Origin of the sequence: Pandoraea sp. ISTKB (genome assembly GCF_001721285.1) — a bacterium.
In the GTDB taxonomy this organism is placed as follows: domain Bacteria; phylum Pseudomonadota; class Gammaproteobacteria; order Burkholderiales; family Burkholderiaceae; genus Pandoraea; species Pandoraea capi.
In genome coordinates, this window is the sequence record NZ_MAOS01000026.1 from 40,032 (window position 1) to 61,563 (window position 21,532).

Annotated in this window: 19 protein-coding genes; 5 read left to right on the forward strand and 14 right to left on the reverse strand. The window is 65.1% G+C overall.

Annotation, left to right across the window (positions count from 1 at the left end; genetic code table 11):
- Positions 1 to 69 precede the first annotated feature (69 nt).
- Positions 70 to 1,245 (forward strand): MFS transporter, encoded by a 1,176-nt coding sequence (locus A9762_RS07855; protein WP_069341487.1) that lies wholly within the window; start codon positions 70 to 72, stop codon positions 1,243 to 1,245.
- Here A9762_RS07855 and A9762_RS07860 read toward each other — a convergent pair.
- Positions 1,145 to 2,098 (reverse strand): LysR family transcriptional regulator, encoded by a 954-nt coding sequence (locus A9762_RS07860; protein ID WP_069341488.1) that lies wholly within the window; start codon positions 2,096 to 2,098, stop codon positions 1,145 to 1,147. The two genes, A9762_RS07855 and A9762_RS07860, sit on opposite strands and share 101 nt — an antisense overlap.
- A 181-nt stretch (positions 2,099 to 2,279) precedes the next feature.
- Between A9762_RS07860 and A9762_RS07865 the strand changes: the two genes are divergently transcribed.
- Positions 2,280 to 2,888, forward strand: coding sequence for a nitroreductase family protein (locus A9762_RS07865; protein ID WP_170836207.1), 609 nt, complete (start codon positions 2,280 to 2,282; stop codon positions 2,886 to 2,888).
- 108 nt (positions 2,889 to 2,996) lie between these two features.
- On the opposite strand, the gene A9762_RS07870 is transcribed toward A9762_RS07865, so the two are convergent.
- From A9762_RS07870 to A9762_RS07880, 3 genes are read right to left on the reverse strand one after another with little or no spacing between them, the layout of a single operon-like run.
- Positions 2,997 to 4,460: an efflux transporter outer membrane subunit gene (locus A9762_RS07870; protein WP_083253737.1), complete on the reverse strand. Its 1,464-nt coding sequence runs from the start codon at positions 4,458 to 4,460 to the stop codon at positions 2,997 to 2,999.
- Positions 4,457 to 7,603 carry a multidrug efflux RND transporter permease subunit gene (locus A9762_RS07875; RefSeq protein ID WP_069341489.1) on the reverse strand — a complete coding sequence of 1,049 codons (3,147 nt, stop codon included), beginning with the start codon at positions 7,601 to 7,603 and terminating at the stop codon, positions 4,457 to 4,459. The genes A9762_RS07870 and A9762_RS07875 overlap by 4 nt, the downstream gene beginning before the upstream one ends.
- A gap of 2 nt (positions 7,604 to 7,605) precedes the next feature.
- Positions 7,606 to 8,850, reverse strand: coding sequence for an efflux RND transporter periplasmic adaptor subunit (locus A9762_RS07880; RefSeq protein WP_069341550.1), 1,245 nt, complete (start codon positions 8,848 to 8,850; stop codon positions 7,606 to 7,608).
- A gap of 314 nt (positions 8,851 to 9,164) precedes the next feature.
- Here A9762_RS07880 and A9762_RS07885 point away from each other — a divergent pair, with 314 nt between their 5' ends.
- Positions 9,165 to 10,037: a LysR family transcriptional regulator gene (locus A9762_RS07885; RefSeq protein ID WP_069341490.1), complete on the forward strand. Its 873-nt coding sequence runs from the start codon at positions 9,165 to 9,167 to the stop codon at positions 10,035 to 10,037.
- Between the two features lie 125 nt (positions 10,038 to 10,162).
- Complete coding sequence (locus A9762_RS07890; protein ID WP_069341491.1) at positions 10,163 to 10,816, forward strand: ankyrin repeat domain-containing protein; 654 nt, start codon at positions 10,163 to 10,165, stop codon at positions 10,814 to 10,816.
- 75 nt (positions 10,817 to 10,891) lie between these two features.
- On the opposite strand, the gene A9762_RS07895 is transcribed toward A9762_RS07890, so the two are convergent.
- The 8 genes from A9762_RS07895 to A9762_RS07930 form a co-directional block, all read right to left on the reverse strand.
- Positions 10,892 to 11,350 carry a YaiI/YqxD family protein gene (locus A9762_RS07895; protein ID WP_069341492.1) on the reverse strand — a complete coding sequence of 153 codons (459 nt, stop codon included), beginning with the start codon at positions 11,348 to 11,350 and terminating at the stop codon, positions 10,892 to 10,894.
- 69 nt (positions 11,351 to 11,419) lie between these two features.
- Entirely contained in the window at positions 11,420 to 12,655 is a 1,236-nt protein-coding gene (locus tag A9762_RS07900) for an FAD-dependent oxidoreductase (protein WP_069341493.1), read from the reverse strand.
- A gap of 130 nt (positions 12,656 to 12,785) precedes the next feature.
- On the reverse strand, positions 12,786 to 13,808 hold the full coding sequence (locus tag A9762_RS07905; protein WP_371442592.1) for an AraC family transcriptional regulator: 1,023 nt from the start codon (positions 13,806 to 13,808) through the stop codon (positions 12,786 to 12,788).
- A gap of 84 nt (positions 13,809 to 13,892) precedes the next feature.
- Entirely contained in the window at positions 13,893 to 15,266 is a 1,374-nt protein-coding gene (locus tag A9762_RS07910; protein ID WP_083253738.1) for an MFS transporter, read from the reverse strand.
- A gap of 219 nt (positions 15,267 to 15,485) precedes the next feature.
- On the reverse strand, positions 15,486 to 16,109 hold the full coding sequence (locus tag A9762_RS07915) for a pyridoxamine 5'-phosphate oxidase family protein (protein ID WP_170836208.1): 624 nt from the start codon (positions 16,107 to 16,109) through the stop codon (positions 15,486 to 15,488).
- A complete protein-coding gene (locus A9762_RS07920) occupies positions 16,099 to 17,496 on the reverse strand; it encodes an adenylosuccinate synthetase (RefSeq protein ID WP_069341494.1) in 1,398 nt (465 codons plus the stop codon). Before A9762_RS07920 ends, A9762_RS07915 begins: the two co-directional genes overlap by 11 nt.
- Positions 17,493 to 17,957, reverse strand: a complete 465-nt coding sequence (locus A9762_RS07925; RefSeq protein WP_069341495.1) for a RidA family protein — start codon at positions 17,955 to 17,957, stop codon at positions 17,493 to 17,495. The genes A9762_RS07920 and A9762_RS07925 overlap by 4 nt, the downstream gene beginning before the upstream one ends.
- A gap of 131 nt (positions 17,958 to 18,088) precedes the next feature.
- The gene (locus A9762_RS07930; protein ID WP_069341496.1) at positions 18,089 to 18,871 is read right to left on the reverse strand and encodes a helix-turn-helix domain-containing protein; all 783 of its coding nucleotides are present in this window, start codon (positions 18,869 to 18,871) and stop codon (positions 18,089 to 18,091) included.
- Between the two features lie 125 nt (positions 18,872 to 18,996).
- On the opposite strand from A9762_RS07930, the gene A9762_RS07935 reads away from it, so the two are divergent.
- Positions 18,997 to 19,863, forward strand: coding sequence for an alpha/beta hydrolase (locus A9762_RS07935; protein ID WP_069341497.1), 867 nt, complete (start codon positions 18,997 to 18,999; stop codon positions 19,861 to 19,863).
- A gap of 134 nt (positions 19,864 to 19,997) precedes the next feature.
- Here the strand turns inward: A9762_RS07935 and cobF are convergent, their stop codons facing one another.
- Both cobF and cobM read right to left on the reverse strand, forming a co-directional pair.
- Positions 19,998 to 20,765, reverse strand: coding sequence for a precorrin-6A synthase (deacetylating) (gene cobF, locus A9762_RS07940; protein WP_069341498.1), 768 nt, complete (start codon positions 20,763 to 20,765; stop codon positions 19,998 to 20,000).
- Positions 20,762 to 21,520, reverse strand: coding sequence for a precorrin-4 C(11)-methyltransferase (gene cobM, locus A9762_RS07945; RefSeq protein WP_069341499.1), 759 nt, complete (start codon positions 21,518 to 21,520; stop codon positions 20,762 to 20,764). Before cobM ends, cobF begins: the two co-directional genes overlap by 4 nt.
- Between the last annotated feature and the right edge of the window lie 12 nt (positions 21,521 to 21,532).

The following is a 21,532-nucleotide window of genomic DNA, read 5'->3' on the forward strand; positions in this document are numbered from 1 at the left end:
GCACCAATACAGCACTCATACCGTCACCCCCTTGACTTCCCTTCGGCGCGCTCCTGCCCGCTTCACGTCATGCCCATCGTCATCCGGCTCGGCCTTGCGCAACTCATCAACTGGGGTGTGAACTTCTATCTGCCCGGCGCGTTCGCGTGGCGCATCGCGCGCGATATGGGTTGGGCCCAGACATGGGTGTTCGCGGGGCCGTCGCTTGCCATGCTGGTAATGGCGGCCGTCTCGCCATTGTCCGGGCGCTGGCTCGAACGGTTCGGCGGGCGCCGCGTCATGTGTGTCGGCACGCTCATTTGTACCGTCGGCTGCGTCGCGCTCGCCACCGGCAGCACCCTCGCCCAGTTCTATGCCGCGTGGTGTCTGCTCGGGATCGGTATGCGGCTCTCGCTGTACGATGCTGCCTTCGCCACACTCGCCGCGCTGTATGGTGCGGCAGCACGGCGTCCGATGACACAGATCACGCTCATCGGCGGATTGGCGACGACCGTCTTCTGGCCGTTGGGCAACTGGCTCGGCGACACGTGGGGATGGCGCACCGGTGTATTCGTCTATGGCGTGATCGGCCTCGTCGCGTGGGCCTTGCTGCGCAGCCTGCCGCCAACGCCGCCCAGAATCCCGGCGGCGGACGAGATCCGCAAGGCGCGCGCACCGCTGCCGTGGGCCTCCGCCCTGCTCTACGGCGCGATCATGGCGATGATCTCGATCCTTTCGTCCGGCCTGGCTGCGCACCTGACCTCGGTGCTGAGCACGCGCGGGCTGCCGGTCGGGCTCGCCGCGCTGTGGGGCGTCGGCCAGGTCTGTGCGCGCATGCTGGAGTGGCTTCAACCCCGGCAGGCGAGCGCCGTCAAGCTCAACGTCGTGGTCGGCATCGGCTTGCCGCTGTGCTTCGCGCTGGGGCTGGCCGGACTGTCGTCGCCGCTCGCGGCCGGTATCTTCATCTTCGGCTATGGTGCGCTCAACGGACTGGCGACGCTGCTACGCGCCAGCCTGCCGCTCGAACTCCTCTCCCACGACGCTTATGCCCGCGCCCTGGGCACCTTGCTCGCGCCGGCGTTCGCGGTCTCGGCCGTGGCCCCGTGGGGATATTCCCTCGCTCGAGAACACTGGGGCGACACCGCGGTGCTCTGGGTGTCGCTGGTCATCGGTCTGCTGATCGGGGCGGCAGCGCTATCGCTGCGGCGTCGGGCGCCGCAAGCGCCTGCGTCACGAACGTTCGAAGAAACTCGATCCACGTCTTGACCTTCGCGTCGAGATACAGGCGCGACGCGTACACCGCGTAGACGTTCGTCCCCTGCAATTCGTACTCGGGCAGCACGCGCACCAGCGACCCGTTGCGCAGTGCCGGAACAGCGGAGAGCAACGGCACCGGACCCACGCCGCAGCCGCTCACGAGCGCCGCTGCCAGCGAATCCGCCGTATTCACGCGCAGACGCCCCGCGGGGATCGGCAGCTTCACGGTGCCGACCGGACCGTCGAAAAGCCAGTGTTCGACGGTGTAGTGCGGCGCGTTCAGGCGGACCCGCGTGTGCTGCGCCAATTCGTCGAGCGACCGGGGCGCCCCGTGCTCAGAGAGGTATTGCGGGGCGGCGCACAGCACCGACGCCATGCGGCAGATCCGTGTCGAGACGAGTCCCGAATCGGGCAGTTGCGACGCCGCCAGACGCAGCGAGACATCGATGTTCTCCTCCAGCAGGTCAGGCACGCGCGAGGACAGCAGCAGATCGACCTCGACCTCCGGATACTGCTCCATGAATCGCGCCAGCGCCGGCACGACGAAGACCTGCCCGAAACTGGCCGGCGCGTGCAAACGGAGCTTGCCGCTCGGCGCCGCGTTGGTCGCCCCCGCCTCGGCTTCCGAAACGTCGACCAGCGCGATGATGTCGCGGCACCGCGCGAGGTAGCGCTTGCCTGCATCGGTGAGCGCCAGCCGGCGCGTGGTGCGATGGAGCAGTCGCGTGCGCAGATGCGCCTCCAGCTCGGAGATCGCTTTCGAGACCTGTGGCGTGGTCATGTCGAGCGCGCGCGCCGCGCCGGCAAAGCTCGCGCCGTCGGCCACGCGCACGAAGATCCGCATGTTTTTGAACGTGTTCATGAGACGGGATGATAGCGCCCGGTTATAAGGACGTGCGGCGATATTGGTTGGGATCGGACGACGCGCGCGGTATCCTAGCGACCTGCTCAGGCTCGCCCGGGCGCAATTACCGCATGACCGTCGGCCTGACGCCGACGTGCCGCAGCACTCTCTCCCGTATTTTTGCCGACGAGACATTCGCATGACCGATATCAACACCCTCAACACGCGTCAAGCCGACCATCCGATCGACCCGCAATTCGTGGCCCGCTGGTCGCCGCGCGCGTTCAAGGATGAAACGATTCCCGAAGCCGAACTGCTGGCGCTGTTCGAAGCCGCCCGCTGGGCCCCGTCGGCCTACAACGCGCAACCGTGGCGCTTCGTCTACGCACGCCGTGGCACGCCGCACTGGGAACAGTTCGTCGGCTTCCTCAACGAATTCAACCAGACGTGGGCCAAACACGCTGCCGCCATCGTGCTCGTGATCTCGAAGTCGACGCTCACGCCCCCGGGCAGCGACAAGGAAGTGCCCGCCCCGACGCATAGCTTTGACGCCGGCGCCGCATGGGGTTACCTCGCGCTGCAAGCGTCGAACTCGGGTTGGGCCGCGCACGGTCTGGCCGGCATCGAGCACGACAAGATCCGCAACGAACTCGATCTGTCGTCCAAGTACAAGATCGAAGCGGCCGTCGCGATCGGCCGTCCGGGCGGCGACGTGAACGCACTGCCGGAAGGCTTGCGCGCTCGCGAAGTGCCGAGCCCGCGCGAACCGCTGGCGAAGATCGCTTCGGAAGGCCGCTTCGCGTTCTGATGTTCTGACGCCTGCGCGTCGCCCTCACCGCGACATCGCATGAAAAAACCCCGCCGGATCGCGAGAGCCGGCGGGGTTTTTGTTTGACGACCGGCGAACCGGCTGCGCTCAGGATTCGTCGGCGTTCGGCGTCCAGCCGCCGCCCAGCGCACGATACAGCGCCACGTGATTGACCAGCACGCGCTGCTTGACGTCGATCAACTGCTGCGCCGCCTGAAAGTCGCTGCGTTGCGCATCGAGCAGTTCGAGATAGCTCGCAACACCGTTCGCATAACGACGCTCGGCCAGCTTCAGCCGCTCACGCTCCCCGTCCGATACACGCTTTTGCGCATCGAGCTGGCGCGAGAGCCATTGCTGCGCCGTGAGCGCTTCGTTGACTTCCGTGAATGCGGTCTGGATGGCGCGTTCGTACGACACGACTGCCATTTCCTTGCGCACGTTCGCCAGGTTCAGCCCCTGAATGTTGCGTCCGCCATCGAAGATCGGCACGGTGATCTGCGGCAGGAACGACCAGACGCCCGTGCCCGCACTGAACAGATCGGCAATACGCGAACTGGCGGTCCCGATGTCCGTCGTCAACCGGATCGACGGGAAGAACGCCGCGCGGGCAGCGCCAATGTTCGCATTCGCACCCCGCAGTTGCGCTTCCGCCTGCCGGATGTCCGGGCGCCGCATCAGCAACGACGACGGCAGCCCTGCCGCGACCGGCACGACGAAGGCGCTGTCGAGCGCCGCCTCCGTGGACGGTCGCGTCGCCACGTCGCCCGTGAGCACTTGCAGGATGTGCGAAATCTCGCTGCGCTGGCGCTCACGCTCGGCGAACGCCGCACGTGCCACCTCGACCTGCGTCGTCTCCGTATTCAGATCGAGGCCGTCGACAAGTCCCCGCTCGGCGCGCAGGCGAATCACCTGCATGCCCGCTTCGCGTGCAGCCAGCACCTTGGCCGCGTAAGCGCGTTGCTCGTTCGCAGCCACGAGTCCGATATAAGCCGTCGCCACTTCGGCCACGAGACTGACCTGCGCCGCGCGTTGCGCCTCCTCGCTCGCGAGATACGACTGCAATGCGGCGTCGCGCAGGCTGCGAACGCGCCCGAAGAAATCGAGTTCGAACGCGCTCACGCCGAGCGTCGCGCGCACATCGTTAGCGACATAGCCGCCCGGCGGATTGCTGCTGCCGTCGGGTTGTCCTGCGGAGCCGGAATAGCGCTGACGGGAGAATGATCCCCCCGCCTGCACGCTCGGCAACAGATTGGCACCTTCGATGCCGTACAGCGCACGCGCTTCCTGCACCCGCAAGGACGCCAGACGCAAGTCGCGATTCTGGGCCAACGCGCGACGAATCAGCGCCTGCAATTCCGGGTCGGTGAAGACGTCGGCCCAATCGGCGTCGCCCGTGAGCGGCGCGGCGAGCGCGAGCTGCACGTCGCCGCCCGCCGGCGCCGCCTCATACGTCGTGGGCATCGGCGCGGCCGGGCGCTCGTACGTGGGCGCCATCGTGCATCCGGCCAGCAGCGCGAACAGACCGGCTGCGGCCAGGGTCATCCCGCGAAGGCGGGGTCGAAACATCGTCATACTTTCCCCTCGACGGCGGGCGCGGCGTCTGCCTGCGCAGGCTTGCCGCCAGTGTGTGAACGGCGCACGAAGCGTCCGACGATCAGGAAGAACAGCGGCACGAGGAAGATCGCCAGCACCGTGGCCGTCACGATCCCGCCGAGCACTGCGACGCCGATCGCGCGCTGCGCGCCCGACGCCGGTCCCGAAGCGATGGCCAGCGGCACCACGCCGAAGCCGAACGCGAGCGACGTCATCACGATCGGACGCAAACGCAGACGCGCCGCTTCCACAGCCGCATCGAGCCATGCCATGCCCTGCTTCGTCAGATCGTTGGCGACTTCCACGATCAGAATGGCGTTCTTCGCCGACAGACCGATCGTCGCGATCAGGCCCACCTTGAAGTAGATGTCGTTGGGCATGCCCAGCAGGCTCACCGCGCCGAGCGCACCGATCACGCCGAGCGGCACCACCATGATGACCGCCGCCGGAATCGCCCAGCTCTCGTAGAGCGCCGCAAGCGCGAGGAACACCACCAGCACCGACAACGCGAACAGGATCGGCGCCTGCGCGCCAGAGTCGCGCTCTTCCAGCGACTGCCCGCTCCACTCGTGCCCGATGCCCGCAGGCATCTCCGCCATCAGTTGCTCCATGCGCGCCATGGCCTCGCCACTGCTCTTGCCCGGCGCCGCTTCGCCCTGAATCGTGAACGACGGATAGCCGTTGTAACGCTTGAGTTGCGGCGAGCCGAGCTTCCATTTCAGCGAGACGAAAGCCGAGAGCGGCACCATCTCGCCATTGGCGTTGCGCACGCGCAGGTTGCCGATGTCTTCGGGCGACACTCGCTGACGGCCGTCCGACTGTACGAGCACGCGGCGATTTTCCGAGCCCAGCATGAAGTCGCCCACATAGTCCGAGCCGAACATCGTCGCGAGCGTGGTGTTCACGTCGTCCATGTTGACCTTCAACGCTTCCATCTTGCGACGATCGATGCTCACGTCGACCTGCGGCACATCGCCCTGCCCCGCGAAGATCACGTTCTTGAGCACCGGGTCCTGCGCGGCTTTGTGAAGCAGATCGTCACGCGCAGCCGTGAAGACTTCCTTGCCGACACCCGCCCGATCCTGCAAGCGCAGGTTGAAGCCGTTGGACGACCCGAGCTCCGGCAACGCCGGGCTGTTCATCGCGATCATCATGCGATCGGGTTGCCCCATGAACTTGCCGTTGACGCGCTCGACGATCGCGTTCACGCCGTCGTGCTTCGACGTGCGCTCATGCCAGTCCTTGAGCGTGACGTACAACATGCCGCCGCCCGGGCCTGCACCGAACTCGTTCCAGCCGCCCAGCACGAACACGTGCTTGACCGGCTCGTTTTCCATCAGGTAGCGCTCGATACGTTTGAGCGCGGTCATCGCCTCGGGCAACGTGGCGCCCTGCGGCTCCGACGCCATCACCATGAAGCTGCCCGTGTCTTCCTCCGGAATAAAGGCCGACGGCAGACGCATGAACGCCAGCGGCACGGCGATCAGCACGAGACCATAGACCAGCAGCGCGCGCCACGGACGTCGCAACGTCTTGCCGACGGTGCGCGTGTAGCGCTCGGTGCCCACCGCGAACGTGCGGTTGAACCAGCCGAAGAAGCCGCGCTTCTCGTGGTGGTCGTGCGAGACCGGGCGCAACAACGTCGCGCACAGCGCCGGGGTGAGCGAGAGTGCGAGGAACGCGGAGAAGCCGATGGATACGGCGAGCGTGACGGCGAACTGGCGGTAGATGTTGCCCACCGCGCCCGAGAAGAACGCCATCGGCACGAAGACCGTCACCAGCACCACCGTGATCCCCACGATGGCCCCGCTGATCTGCTGCATCGCCTTGACCGTGGCCGCATACGGCGACAAGCCTTCCTCGACCATGATCCGCTCGGTGTTCTCGACCACGACGATGGCGTCGTCAACCAGAATGCCGATGGCGAGCACCATGCCGAACATCGTCAGCGTATTGACCGAATAGCCCAGCCCCAGCAGCACGCCGAACGTGCCCAGCAACGCGACCGGTACGACAAGCGTCGGGATCAGCGTTGCACGCAGGTTCTGCATGAACAGATACATCACCAGGAACACGAGCACGATGGCTTCGAGCAACGTCTTCACGACCTTCTGGATCGAGACCTTCACGAACGACGCCGTCTCGTAGGGCATCTGATACTCGACACCCGCCGGGAACAGCTTCGCCTGCTCGTCCATCACCTGACGCACGGCCTTCATCACTTCGACGGCGTTCGACCCGGCGGCGAGCTTCACGCCCATGGCCGTGGCGGGCAATCCGTCGACACGCGCCGAGTAGTTGTAGTCCGAGGCGCCCAGTTCCACGCGCGCCACATCGCCCAGCCGGATGGCCGAGCCGTCCGAGCGCACGCGCAAGGGAATGTTGGCGAACTCTTCCGGCGTGGACAACGCGCTGTCGGACACGACGTTGGCGTTGATCGGGGCAGACGTCGGTGTCGACCCCGCACCGAGGTCACCGACGGTCACGCGCGCGTTGTAGGCGCGCACCTTGGAGACGATGTCCGTGGCGGTCAGATCGAGCGCAACGAGTTTAGCCGGGTCGGGCCAGATGCGAATGGCCTTCTCCGTGCCCCAGAACTGCACCTGACCGACGCCGGGCACGCGCTTGAGCTGGTTCATCACCTGTGACGCGGCAATCTCGCCCAGATCGAATTCGTTCACCGCCGGATTGCGCGACGACAGCGTGACGACCATATGGATGTTGTCGGCAGCGCGCTCGACCTTCACGCCGTAGCGACGCACGACTTCCGGCAAGCGCGACTCGACCGTCTTCAGACGGTTCTGCACTTCCACGGCAGCCAGATCGAGGCTCGTGCCCTGACGGAACGTCAGGTTCACCGAGGACTCGCCGTTGCCGCTGGTGGCGGAGGTGTACATCAGCCCCGGCGCACCGTTCATCTGACGTTCGATGATCGCGGTGACCGAGTCTTCGACGACTTTCGCCGACGCGCCGGGATAGCTGCTCCACACGCTGACCATCGGCGGTGCGATGTCGGGGTACTGCGCGACGGGCAGCGCCCGGATCGCGAGCACGCCGATCAGCGTGATCAACAGGGAGATCACCCAGGCAAAGACCGGGCGATCGATAAAGAAACGAGCCATGGTTAGTGCGTCTCCGCTTTCGTGGCTTGACTGGCCGCCTGGCTGGTGGCTTGACTCGTGGTCTGCGCGGCCAACGCGGTGGCGTCCGATTTCGTCTTGACTTGCATGCCGTCGGAGAACTGCGCGACGTTCTGCACGATCACGTGTTCACCGCCCTTGAGGCCGTCCGTCACGAGCCAGTCGCGACCGTCGATGGCTTCGGCACGCACCTTCTTGTCATGCACCTTGCCCTGCGCATCGACCACACGCACGATCGCGCCCTCGCCGGTGCGGGTGAGCGATTCGCGCGGCACACGCACGACGTTCGGATTCACCGCGCCCTGCATGCGCACCTGCACGAACGCGCCGGGCAGCAGCACGCCGTCCGGGTTCGGCAGCAGCGCACGCATGGCGATGGTGTCGGTGCCGGGGTCGACGGCCAGATCCGTGAAGAGCAATTTGCCCGGCAGCGTGTACTCGCGACCGTCGGGCAGCGTCACATGCACCTGCGGCGCTGACGTGCCTTCGCCCTGCTCGCCCCGCTGCAACTTGCCCGCGCGCAGATCGCGCGTCATCGCGTAGACCTCGGCGGCCGGTTGCGAGAAGTTCACGTAGATCGGATCGATCTGTTCGACGCGCGTGAGCAACGTGGGGGAGTCCAGACCGACCAGCGCCCCTTCCGTCACTTCAGCACGGCGGACGCGCCCTGCAATCGGCGAAACGACGTTCGTGTAACCGAGGTTGAGTTCGGCCTTGCGCACTTCCGCGCGGGCGGCCAGCACTTCGGCACGCGTGCGCGCTTCGGCGGCGCGGGACTCGGCGTCTTCACGAGCGCTGATGGCGTGCGATTCGAGCAGGCCGCGATAGCGCTCGATCTTGTCGCGTGCCGAATCGTGCTCGGCCTGCGCCTTGGCGAGCGCCCCACGGGCGGCGTCGAGCGCGGCCGACAGCGGCTGCGGATCGATGCGGAACAGCACCTCGCCCTTGGTGACCTTCTGGCCTTCCTGATACTTCCGCTCCATGACGACGCCGCCCGCACGCGCACGCACGTCGGCGCTGCGATAGGCTTCGAGACGTCCCGGTTGCTGGGTCGTGAGCGGTTCGGCGCGACGCTCGACCGTGCGCACGACGGCCTCCGGTGTGGCGTCCGCCGTCTCTTTTTTGCCACGGTCCGAGCACGCGGAAAGGAGGAGAACGCTGGCGATCAGACTGGCGGACACACCAGTCAGTAGTCCGAAACGGGTTCGGTAATCGATTTTCGATGACATGTAAGCACGTGTGATTGACGACATCCGGTCGACGGTGTCGATGCTGCGTTCGGTGCGCGGCGTCGAGCGAGAGCTGGCGCGCCATGCGCCAGCGATGGGGGGAACCGGGGGCCCGCATCTCTCCAGGGGCGCCGTGGGTGGCAGGTGCGCGTTGCGCGAAGGAAGTCTATGCCTGAGACCACCGGACCGGGGATCCGGTCGTCTGCCGCCTCGCCTATGTTGGCGTTTCAATCCGGCGTTTTAGATTGGAGAAGCGCGATTCTGCCGTGAAAATGGTGTTAGAAAAAGTTGGAACCTATCTATAAAATGAATGGATGAACTGGACAATTGAACAATTGCGCTACTTTGTGGCGGCAGCGGAGGAAGGCTCGATATCCGCTGCCGCCCGTCGTTTGGGAAAAGCCCAGTCGGCCGTGAGCACAGCGATCGCCCTGCTCGAAGCGGATTTGGGATTTGAACTATTCGATCGCAGCCGCCGGAACGCACGTCTCACCGATCAGGGCGAGGTGATGCTGCTCGAAGCCAAAGAGTTGTTGCGGCAGGCCGAGGGGCTGAACCATCGCGCCAATGCGCTGGCGTTCGGCGAGCAGCCGCAGTTGTCGCTCGCGCTCGACGAGGCGCTGCCCTATCAGGCCGTGAGCGAGCTGGTGCGCGACCTCGCCTATCAGTTCGCCTATCTGGAACTGACGCTGCTCAACGGCACGTCGACGGAAGTCGCCGAGTATGTGGAGAAGCAGCGCGCGGATATCGGCTTTCACGTGGATCGCGGCGCGATCTCGTCGGCGCTGGGCCACAAGTACGTCGGATCGGCCGTGCAGGGCGTTTTCGTCGCGGGCGACCATCCGCTGGCCTACCGCGATCAGGTCACGCGCGGCGATCTGGCGAAGTACCGTCAGATTCTGTTGCAGATGGACGACATCATGCCGCTGCAACTCAGCCCGTCGATCTGGCGCGCGGACAGTTCGTACGTCATCGCCAGCATGGTCGTCGACAAGCTCGGCTGGGCAGTGCTGCCCATCGATATTGCGGAGTACGAGGATCTGCACGAACTTCGCTGCGACGATCTCGGCCTGCCGCAACTGCCCGTGCGCATGCTGTGGCGTTTCGGACGCGAGCCGAACGACGTGATGCGCTGGTGCGAGGCCCGTTTCGCCGAGTTGTTGCGCGCGGGCAGCGATCAAGCCTGACAGGCTGGCAAGGTACGAGAACCGTTGTGCCCGCAGCATGTCGAACCGCCACATGACGTCAATAGACTGACCGAACGTTGTCTTCTGCGCGGTGTCGCGCAGAACACCGACAAGGAGAAGCCGGGATGGCGAAACCCTCGAAAACCGCCTTGTTCAACGCAGCAAAGCAGTGGCATTGCGACGCGGTCGCCGGATTGCTGGCAGACGCGCCGGAGCTGATTGCCGCCACCGATCCGAAAAGCCGCACAGCATTGCATCTGGCCTGCGCGGTGCGACCGTCGGGCGCCGGCGGGCTGGCCGAACCCAATGGATTGAAGACCGTCGAGACATTGCTCGACGCTGGCGCCGTGCTGGAGCAGGTCGTTCCCATGGATGAAGATGAAGGCGACTTTCAGGCAACGGCACTCTGGTATGCCGTCGCACGCGGCGAGAATCGTCCGCTCGTCGACTTCCTGTTGCGACGCGGCGCCAATCCGAGCTATTCGCTGTGGGCCGCGGTCTGGCGCGACGACGACGCCATGTGCCGCTCGCTGCTCGCCTTCGCGCCGTCGCTGAACCTGCGCGCACACGGTGAGACGCCGATGTTCTACGCCGCGCGCCTGCAACGGCTCGCGACATTGCGTCTGCTGATCCACGCCGGGGCCGATCCGTCGATCGCCGACGACCGGGGCCGCGATTGTGTCGACATCGCCCGCGAGCGCAGACTGCCGAGCGATATCGTCGCGATGCTCGAAGCGTTGCGCGACAAGGTGACAGGCAACACACAAAGCGCGACGTAATCACAAAACTCGACGAAACACGACATCGCTCGTCGCCGATCGTCTGGCGTCAACGAGACGCGACGCAAAATGACGTCAGGACGACGCCTTGCGCTGACGCGCAAGAAAACGATCCAGTTCGCCGGCAAACGCCTTGCTGTCGCGCGGGCTGAACGGTGCGGGGCCGCCGGTCTCGATGCCGGCGGTGCGCAGTTGGTCCATCATCTCGCGCACCGACAGACGCTCCTTGATATTGTCCGGCGTGAACCAGCTTCCGCGCGGATCGAGCGCATGACCGCCTTTCTCGATCACGCCGGCGGCCAGCGGAATGTCCGCCGTAATCACCAGATCCCCCGCTTCGACCATCTCGACGATGCGCGCGTCCGCCACGTCGAATCCCGACGGCACCTGAATCGCCTTGATGAACGGCGACGGCGGCGTGCGCAGGAACTGATTGGCGACGAGCGTCACCGGTATCGACTCGCGTCGGGCGGCGCGAAACAGGATCTCTTTGATGGCGGCGGGGCAAGCGTCCGCATCGACTAGCACTTGCATGTCAGGGGGTCTCGGGTCTCGCTGAGGGAGGCGACCATCATACGGCAAGACGTGCCCGGCATGCCCCGGCTACGGCATGGACGCCGCCTCGCCACGTAGCGTCTCCATCCGCGCATAGAAACTGTCGACCTTCTGCTGGGCTTCCTGCCGCAGAGCGTCGTTGCGCGTGACGAGCGCGTCCGCATGCTCCTGCGCCCCGGCTTCGCCCACCGAACGCGACACGTCCTGCACGAACTTGCACAGCGGGTAACGCGCCTGACCGAAGGCCTGCAACGTGGCCTCGATGTCACCGATGTCCCCTAGCCCCCCCTCTCCCGCAAGCCTCTGCGCCAGCATCACGGCATCTTCCAGCGCCATCGCCCCGCCCTGTCCCATGAACGGCGTGGACGCATGCGCGGCGTCGCCGATCACGATCACGCGCCCCCGATGCCACGGCAACGGTGTCGAGACCTCCTCGACGGCGGTATAGAGCACTTCGGAATCAGACGACAACGTGTCGAGAAACTGTCGCGCCGGACCGCCGAACTCCGCGAACCGGGCTTTCATCAACGCAGGCCATTCGGCACGGCCGTACCACGCGCCTGGCGGCTCGGCCATCGTGCCGAACACATACAGACGGTCGTCGCTGATCGGCATGATGCCAAGCCGCTTGCCCACGCCCATCATCATGATCTTCGCAGTGAGATCCCGGGGACGCGCATGCACGCTGCGCCACACGCCCAACCCGGTATAGACGGGCGATATCGCACCGGCGACAAGCTGGCGGACTTCCGAGCGAATGCCGTCCGCCCCCACGACAAGGTCGTACTCGCCGACCGAGCCGTCCGAGAACGCGACGCAAACCGAATGCGGTGCCTGTTGATCGATCGAGACGGCCGTCGTGCCGAGCCGGATATCGACGTCCAGCGCGGCGATTCGTGCGGCGAGAATGCGATGCATCTCTGCGCGACGAATGCCGACGATCGGCGGGATACCGGGATATCGCGACGGATAGAAGGTGTCGACGATCGGCTCGCCATGCTGATCGAGATAGACATTGCGTCCATCGGCGATGGCAAAGCCGCTCGCCAGAATGTCGGGCAGGACGCCAAGACTCGACAGCGCCGCCAGACCGTTGCTGTAGATGAAGATGCCCGAGCTTTGAAACTTCCACTCGGCTTGCTTCTCGATCAGCGTCACGCGCACGCCGGTCTGCGCCAGCGCGATAGCCGACGCACAACCGGCGATGCCGCCGCCCACGATCAGCACGTGTTTCCCTTGCTTGCCCTGCGCAGCGCACGCTTTCTGCTCATTCCGCTCGTTCATGCCTTTGCCTTCGATCTCGTCATCACGTGATCGGCATTATTCGTGCGGGCACGTGCAGGCTCAACCTCCGGAACGCCGGATTCGGGCACCGATCGTCCGGCGGCGTGCCGGGGACCTGCAATACGATGGGCTAACGATCGCCGCGAGCGTCGCGCTGATACTGCGCGGGCGAGATCCCGATCCAGCGCTGGAACGCCCGGGCAAACGCCTTCTCGGACACGTAGCCGACAGACTCCGCGACATCGCCGATACGCGCTCGTGGCTGGCGCAGACGTTCGGCCGCAACGTTCATCCGGTAAGCGCTCAGATACTGCATCGGCGGCACGCCGATCAACGCGCGAAAGCGCTCGGTAAAGACCGTGCGCGAGAGATAGGCGACAGCCGCGAGACCGGGGATGGTCCAGTCGCGTTGCGGGGCTTCCTGCATGGCGGCGATGGCCCGTGCGATGCCGGGATCGTCGAGCGCGCTCAACTTGCCCGACAGGTCTGGCTGTGCAGCGTCGGGCGCTCGCAGAAACTCGCTCAGTATCCGCACGAGCAGCAGATCGCCCATGCGCGCCGCAGACAACTGCCAGCCCGGAAGCTGCGCCAGCGAGTCCTGCACCAACAGCTCCATCGTGACGGCCAGCGTGTGCGCCAGGGCATGTTCGTCGCTGCGCAGCACGATCACCGGTGGCAATGCCGTCTGAATACTGCCGACGTCGAGTGCGGGCATCCACAGATGCAACGTGTAAAGCTGCGTGGGCTCGGCACCCGCGGCATCTTCGGCAACGTCGCCATACGTCATTTCAATCGGATGATCGCCGTGCCGACCGGTCATGTGCGCACTCAGCACGTCGGCGAATGCAACGACCTCGTTCGGATCGGGCATGCGCATCGACGCCACCGTATGCGGCGTGCCGCGCGGCAGCATGACGATATCGCGCGGCCCGATCTGTACCGGCTCACCGCCGTCGGGACGAATCCAGTACCCCTGCCCGGTGCACACCCGAATCAAGGCCCCCTCCGTACCGGCGGAATGCAAAGCCCACGGCGAATGAAGCCGGAAGCTCGCCGTCACGGCGCGTTCGGCTTTGCACGTAGCGAGGAGTTGACTGAGGACGTCGCGAGGTCCGGGATTCATGTCGGTACGGAAATGGGCGGAGGCACACATGAGGGGCTGCGAGATTCTAGCGTAGCCCTTCACGTGAACTTGCACTACCCGCCGCCGCCATCCCCCATCCGCCTGCGCCACCACTCAACCCGATACCGTCTCCAGTTGCACGCCTTTCGTCTCCACGCCGTAGCGCCAGACACACAAGGCGGCAATGCCGAAGCAGATCGCGCCAAAGAGAAACACGGCATCGCTCGTCGACCATGTCACGATGGCGCCGACGAGCGTCGGCCCCAGCAGCGCCCCGACCCGGCCGCAGAACGACGCGTAGCCACACCCGGTCGCGCGCGCCCGCGAGGGAAACAACTCCGGCGTATAGGCGTATAGCACGGCCCACATGCCGAACGCGAAGAACTGCATGCTCGCACCGGTCGCGTAGATCGACCACTGCGGCGCCCCCGCGAGCAGGACCTGACCAAAGGCGTAGGTCGCGCACGCCCCGCCAACCAGCGTGCCGACGCAGGTCAGCTTTCGCCCCAATCGCTCGACCGACCATGCCGCGACCAGGAACCCCGGTATGCCGCCAAGCGAGATGTATACCGTAAAGAGCACCGACTGGGTGACCACAATCCCCGCTGCCTGCTGGAGCGCCCCCAGCCACGTATTCAGCCCGTAAAAGCCGAGCAGGGCAAAGAACCACAACGCGCCGACCACCAGCGTGCGCCTGCGATAGCCGTCGGACCAGATCACGCGCAGGCCACGGGCTTCGCGTTGGCTCTCCGGCGCATTGGGCGCCACCTCCGGCAACGACGTCAGCCTGAGGCGGCGCATGACAGACGCCTCCACCGCACCGACCACGGCATCGGCGGCTTCATAGCGCCCTTGCGACTCCAGCCAGCGGGGCGATTCAGGTACATAGCGTCGAATGACGAACAGAAACAACGCAGGGATCGCCTCCAGCGCAAACAACATGCGCCAGCCGTGATTCGCCAGCACGACGTAGGACAACAGCCCGGCGCAGATAAAAGCGAGCGGCCAGTTGCCGTCCATCAGCGCCAGATACTTGCCGCGCCGGTGCGTCGGAATGAACTCGGAGAGCAGCGTTTGCGCCAGCGGCAGTTCCATGCCCATCCCGATGCCCAGCAACAAGCGAAAGGCGCCCAGCTCCACCGGCCCGGACGCTGTGGCGCAAAGCACGCTGCCGACGCCCCAGACCACCATGCTGATCTGGAACACCGGTTTGCGTCCGAAGCGGTCAGCGGCCATCCCCGAGCCGATCGCGCCGATTGCCATACCCACGAAACTCGCACTCCCGATCAGACCGGCCTGCACGTTGGAGAGCGCGAACTCCGTCTTGATCGAACCGAGGACGAACGTCATCGTGGCCAGATCGATGTTGTCGAAGAAAAACGCCAACGCAATCACGAGAAACAACCATCGGTGATACCCGCAAACGGGCAAGCGCTCCAACCGCTGCGCCGCCGTTATCCGGCCCACTTCCATCGAATGCATTTTCATACACCGCTCCTCCGTTTCGACCTGTCCCGTTGAATACGCCGGCACCGCGAATCGGCACCGGATGCATCAATATCGGGCGCCAAAACTAGCGGGGCGCGCGGGAAAATGTCGTGGACAATCGGAGTTACGCCAAGATGCGCGAGGCGAGCTTTCCGCTCGCCTGCCCGTGTCTCGCCGTGTCACACCGACGAGCGTCGCGCACCAGACCGATCACGCCGGTTACGTCGGCTTGCGATGAAAACGCTGCGGATCGAACGCGCCTTCAGGCAGACCGGACAACGCGGCGCCCCGCTCGAACGGATATCGCAGATAAGGCGCCTGCGGTTGCCCCGGCGGCGAATACTGACCGTCTGCGAGAATTCGCTTCTTGGCGCTGAGACTTTCGATGCGGCAGCGAATGGCCACAATCTGATTCGCCGCCCCCGGCTCGATGGGCGTGTAATCCTTCTCGGGACGGAACTTCCCCAACGCCGTGTTCTGATGCGCGATGACGTCGTGCGTGTCCTCGCGAGTCGTCGCCTCGCATCGGGCAATCACGCTGTAGTACTCCAGGCTGGTGTTCTGCCCCTTGGGCGCTTTGAGCAACGCGACCGGCCGGTCCACAACGATGGTGACGTGGGGGTTCTCACGCAGCAGCCCCGAGAATTTGCCGAAGCGCGAACAGTGGATGAGAAAAGCGTCGCCGACGAAGGTGAAGCTTTGCGGCACGACATAGGGAAACGGCGTGTCGTTCACGGCCACGCGACAAATCAGTTCGTCGCGCAGGAACGCTTCGATCGCCGGCCAATCGGTCCATGCCAGATCGGTGCGACGCATTTTGGCGTCTAGATAGTCAGGCGTCATCGTTGACAGTCCCTTCTGAAAGAATGAGGAGTTGCTCCCGGCGAGGGCCGAGCCCGATGCCCGCGATGCGGCAGGCCGTCGCCGTCTGCACCGCCGAGACGAACGCCTGAAGCGGCAATGGCAGGCGGGCAATGTCGGTCACATCGTCGGGAAGTTCGTCGAACGCGGGGAAGTGATACATCGCGGCGGTATGCGCACCGCCCTCACCCTCGCTCTGCGGCATAAGCACCGGAATCTCTGCGTCGCGCGTGCCGGAGAAAAGCGACAGGCAGTCGCACTTGTTGAGATACCACTCGTTCACCCCGTGTCGCTGGATGACCTCGGCAAGCTCGGCGACATCGAGCCGTCCCAGCCGTCGCGGACGGCCGCTCCCGGTGCCGTATTCGTTCGTCAGCATGCGCAGCGCCACGCCGACATCGAATTCATCTTCGGACCGGAGCAGCGCCTGCGGGTCGAAGCGGTCCCGCTCCTCGCGCCAGCCGATACCGCGCAGCGCGGCGTCGGCGCAATAGCGTGACGAGCGCAGCGCACCGAATTCGGTGCGAAACGGCCCGGCGCCGACCCGTGACGCAATGGCCTTTGCCACACCGATGGTCTTGCGGTGATATCGCACCGGCAGATCGCCGCCGACGAAGGCAAACGCCGGGGCGGTGTGGCTGGACGTCACGTACGGCTGCTGTCCGCCGGTCACATCCAGCATCACCGACTGCGCGCCCTCGAAGAGCACGCGCGCGCCGCGCTGGACATGCCGCGTCATCCACAGCGCATCCACCACGTCGACGCTCGGCTTGAGCCTCGCCCACGCCGCACGCATGCTCGCGATGACGCCCTCGGTCGCCGCCCGCGCGGCGGGCGTGTCGTCATGCGTCGCGGCGTAGCGGGCCATCTGTTCGAATGCGCCCGCCTCGTCCGCCACCAGATCGCGAAGCTGCACGACCGTTCGCACGCCGCCCTGCCATCGCAGCGACAGATCGGCGTAGCACGGCCCGATGCCGTTGCCGGTCGTACCGATCTGCGCGCCGTGTCTGGCGTCGTAGTCGAGATGCCACGGCTGAACGACGGCACATTGCTCGCTCACATGGAGCCGCCCGTCCAGCGAAGCGCCGGTACTGCGCAGCGCGTCGAGTTCGTCAGCCAGCTTGACGAGGCTCACCACGCACCCCGAGCCGATGTACATCAGCGTGTGCGCGTGGAACACCCCCGAGGGCACCTGCGCGAGCCGGGCGCTTCCCGTCGGCGTCGACACGGTGTGTCCTGCATTGGCGCCGCCATTGAAGCGAGCGACGATGTCGTAATCCGCCGCCAGCCGGTCGACGATCTTGGCCTTCCCTTCATCGCCGTATTGCAGGCCGACGAGGACGTCGGCATATCCGGCGCGCGTGTTCATGAGACGAGAGAGAAAGTCGCTTCGACTTCGACCGGCGCGTTGAAGGGCAAACTCGCCACGCCGATGGCGATGCGGGCATGCTCACCCGCTTCCCCGAAGATCTGCGTGAGCAGTTCCGACGCCGCGTTGATGATCGACGGCGCATCGGCAAACCCCTCCGACGTCGCCACGAAACCGCCGACCCGCAACACACTCTCGATGCGGTCGAGTTGCCCGTTGGTCGCCAGATGCGCCCAGCCCAGCACGTTCAGCACGCACAGCCGTGCGGCATGCCGCGCGTCGTCGACCGACACGTCGGCGGGTACCTTGCCGGTGCATACGGGAACGCCCGCGCGCACGGGCAACTGCCCCGACACGATGAGCGTATTGCCGTGGACCTTGAAGGGACGAAAAGCCGCGGGCGTTACCTTGAGGTTGGGTAATTCCAGCCCTGCGGCTGCGATACGTTCGTAGATGTTCACGTCATCTCCACAATGAAGCCGCCACCGTGGCGGCACATTCATTCTGGAGGATCGAATCCGCCCGAATTGTCGGGCTGACGCAAACGTATGTCGCGCTTACGCCAACTAGCGACGATGAGTCCTCACCGGCATCAGTTGTCTTTCGGCCGGAAGAATTCGGTCGGCGTGCAGCCAAGCGCCTTGCGGAACATGGCGCTGAACGCGCTGGTGCTGTCGTACCCGAGCGACGACGCGATGTCCGTCACCGGACGCTGTGCGCTCAGCATCTGCACCGCGACGAGCAGCCTCGCCTGCTGCCGCCAGCGTGTGAACGTCATCCCCGTCTGCTCGGGAAACAGACGGATGATGGTGCGCTCGCTGGCGCCCACGACCTTGCTCCACGCGCACACCGACGTCTCTTCAGCCGGGTTCGCGAGAATCCACCGGCAAATGCGGGCGATGCGCTCGTCCGACGGCATGGGCAGGTGAAGCGGTTCGATACTGAGCGGACGGATCTCGTGAAACAGCAGATCCACCACCACGGCATCGCGGCTCCCCAGCGCGTATTCGACAGGCATACGCGCGACGGCGGAAATGAGTTCGCGCAGCAGCGGCGACACGGACACGACGCAACAGTCGCTCGTATGCAGGGGCAACCGATCTGCGTCGAAATAGAGGGTGCGCATCTCGATGGCACCCACCGCCTGCATGCAGTGCCGCACGCCGGGCGGCACCCAGACCGCGCGCAGCGGTGGCACGACCCAGGTGCCCTTGGCGGTGGTGACGACGATGGAGCCCGTGATGGTGTAGATGAGCTGGCCGCGAACGTGCTCGTGATAGTCGATGAAAAATCGATCCGGCAAGTCGCGCGCCATGCCGCCGACGGGCCGCGCAATCTGCTGATAATCGTCCCGGTCTTCACTCTTTCCGAACATGGCGTAACCTCGGCATACCTTGTCACTTGTTCGCGCGCCGCGTCGTCGCGCCTCTCTTAGATTCGGAATTTGCGTCGCGATGCTGCGGCGTGAAATCGACTTCCATTCCGATTAGTGAGGCTAGCATGCCGGTTTACCGTTCGTTTGATCAAGAGGCACTGGATCTGCAATACAACGTTCGTGCGGGGATTCCCGATCATCTCGATATCTTTGCGCGCTGGGCTCGCACCGGCGAAGCCTTTCGTCGTGCCAACGCGTTCAGGGAAGACATCGCGTACGGCGATGACGCGAAACAGACCTATGATCTGTTCCCCGCAACGCAGGCCGGACGACCGACACTCGTCTTCATTCACGGCGGTTACTGGCAATCGCTGGACAAGTCCGACTTCAGTTCGCTCGCAGGGCTGTATCAGACGCACGACATCAACTTCGTGGTCGTGAACTATCGGCTCGCGCCGGACGTTCGGATGGGAGACATCGTCGAGGACAATCGTCAGGCGGTACTGCATCTTTATCGCAATGCCGCGTCGCTCGGCATCGACCGCGATGCCCTGTTCGTCTGCGGGAGTTCGGCGGGTGGCCACCTGACAGCAGCACTGGCCGGCACGGATTGGGCCGCCTACGATGCGCCCGCCAATCTGATCAAGGGCGCTTGCGCCATCAGCGGGCTTTACGATCTGGAGCCGATCCGTCTGTGCTACCTGAACAAGGCGGTTCAGCTCGATCGCGGTGAGGTGATGGACTTCAGCCCGATTCACCATCTTCCCAAAGTGCCGCTGCCGTACATCCTCAGCGTGGGTGGCGACGAGTCTGACGAATTCCATCGGCTACAGGCGCAGTTTCAGACGCTGCTGGACGACCACGGCCTGAACGTCAAAATCGCACGGCAGCGCGGCGGGCATCATTTCGACGCCGTCGACCGCGTGGGTCAGGCAGGTAACGAACTGTCCGACGCAATTCTCGAGATGATCGGCGCGACGGCTCGCCGATAACCGCTGGTCCCGCGCGCTCTTAAGTTCGCGAGGTTCGCGTATCGGCGCGTGTCGACGAAGGCGCAAACGCCCCCTTGCGCCTTCGGCATCCGGCCCATTGCCAACCTCGCCGTGGACCGCGCGTCGGGTAACCGTTACGACGCGCGTCTGCGCAGCAAATAGGTATCCATGATCCAGCCATGCGTGCGGCGTGCCTCGTCGCGCACGCGCTCGATCTCGTCCATGACGTCGCACAGACGTCCGGAGATCAGGATCTCGTCGGGTGTGCCGACGTAAGCGCCCCAGAAGATGTCGAGATCCTCGTGCGCGAGATGCTTGTACGAGTGCTTCGAATCGAGCATCACGACGACGGTATCCACCCCCTCCGGGAAGCCGTCGACGATGCCGCGTCCGTTGGTGATCTCGATCGATCGCCCGATCTGATTGAGCGGAATGCGATGTTGCGCAGCGAGCGCCTGCACGCTGCTGATGCCGGGGATGACGTCGAACGTGAAGGTGTCGTTGCCCTCGGCACGAATGGCGTCGAGAATGCGGATCGTGCTGTCATACAGCGACGGATCGCCCCACACGAGGAACGCACCGACTTCACCGTCATTCAACGCATCGTCGATCAGGCGCTCGAAAATCGCCTGCTTGTCGCGGTTCAGTTCGTCGACGGCCGAGCGGTAGTCGGCATCCGATTCGTCACGCCGACGCTCCGGACTCGTCGCTTCCGCAATTCGGTAGTCCCGATCCTTCACGAACCGCTCGATGATGTGCCGACGCAGCGCAATCAGCTTCTCCTTCGCGACGCCCTTGTCCATCACGAAGAAGACGTCGGCGCGATTGAGCGCGTCGATGGCCTGCACCGTCAGGTAATCGGGGTTGCCGGCGCCAATGCCAATGATGAGGACGCGCTTCATCGCCCGATCTCCTGTTGCCGGGCCGTCGCGCCCATCGTGGAATACAACGACGAATCCGCAAAGCCGTCGGCGGCCAGCACCTGACCGACCAGAATGAGCGCCGTACGCTCGATCCCCGTCTGACCGACCTTGGTTTCGATGTCCGCCAGCGTGCCTGTCACACGGGTCTCATCCGGCCAACTGGCCCGGTACACGACCGCAATCGGGCAATCGTCGCCGTAATGCGGCTTGAGTTCGGCAACGATCCGCGCGAGGTGCCGTACGCCGAGGTGAATCGCCATGGTGGCGCGGTGACGCGCCAGATCGCCCAGCGCTTCGCCTTCCGGCATGGCCGTCTTCGTCGCGTAACGCGTGAGAATCAGTGTCTGGGAGATGCCCGGGAGCGTGAGTTCGCAACCGAGCGTCGCCGCGCAGGCGGCCGTTGCCGTCACCCCCGGCACGATCTCGTACGGGATGCCGAGCGCGCGAAGCCGACGGATCTGCTCGCCGATTGCGCCGTACAGCGACGGATCGCCCGAATGCACGCGGGCGATGTCCTGCCCTTTCGCATGCGCCTCGGACAGCATCGCCACGATGGTGTCGAGATCGAGGTCGGCAGTGTTGACCACGCGCTCGGCCGTATGACCGGCCAGCACGGCGTCGGGGACGAGCGAACCCGCGTAGAGAATCACCGGACACGTGCGAATCAGACGCTGCCCCTTGACCGTGATCAGGTCAGGGTCGCCCGGTCCGGCGCCAATAAAGTAGACCGTCATGCTTCATTCCCT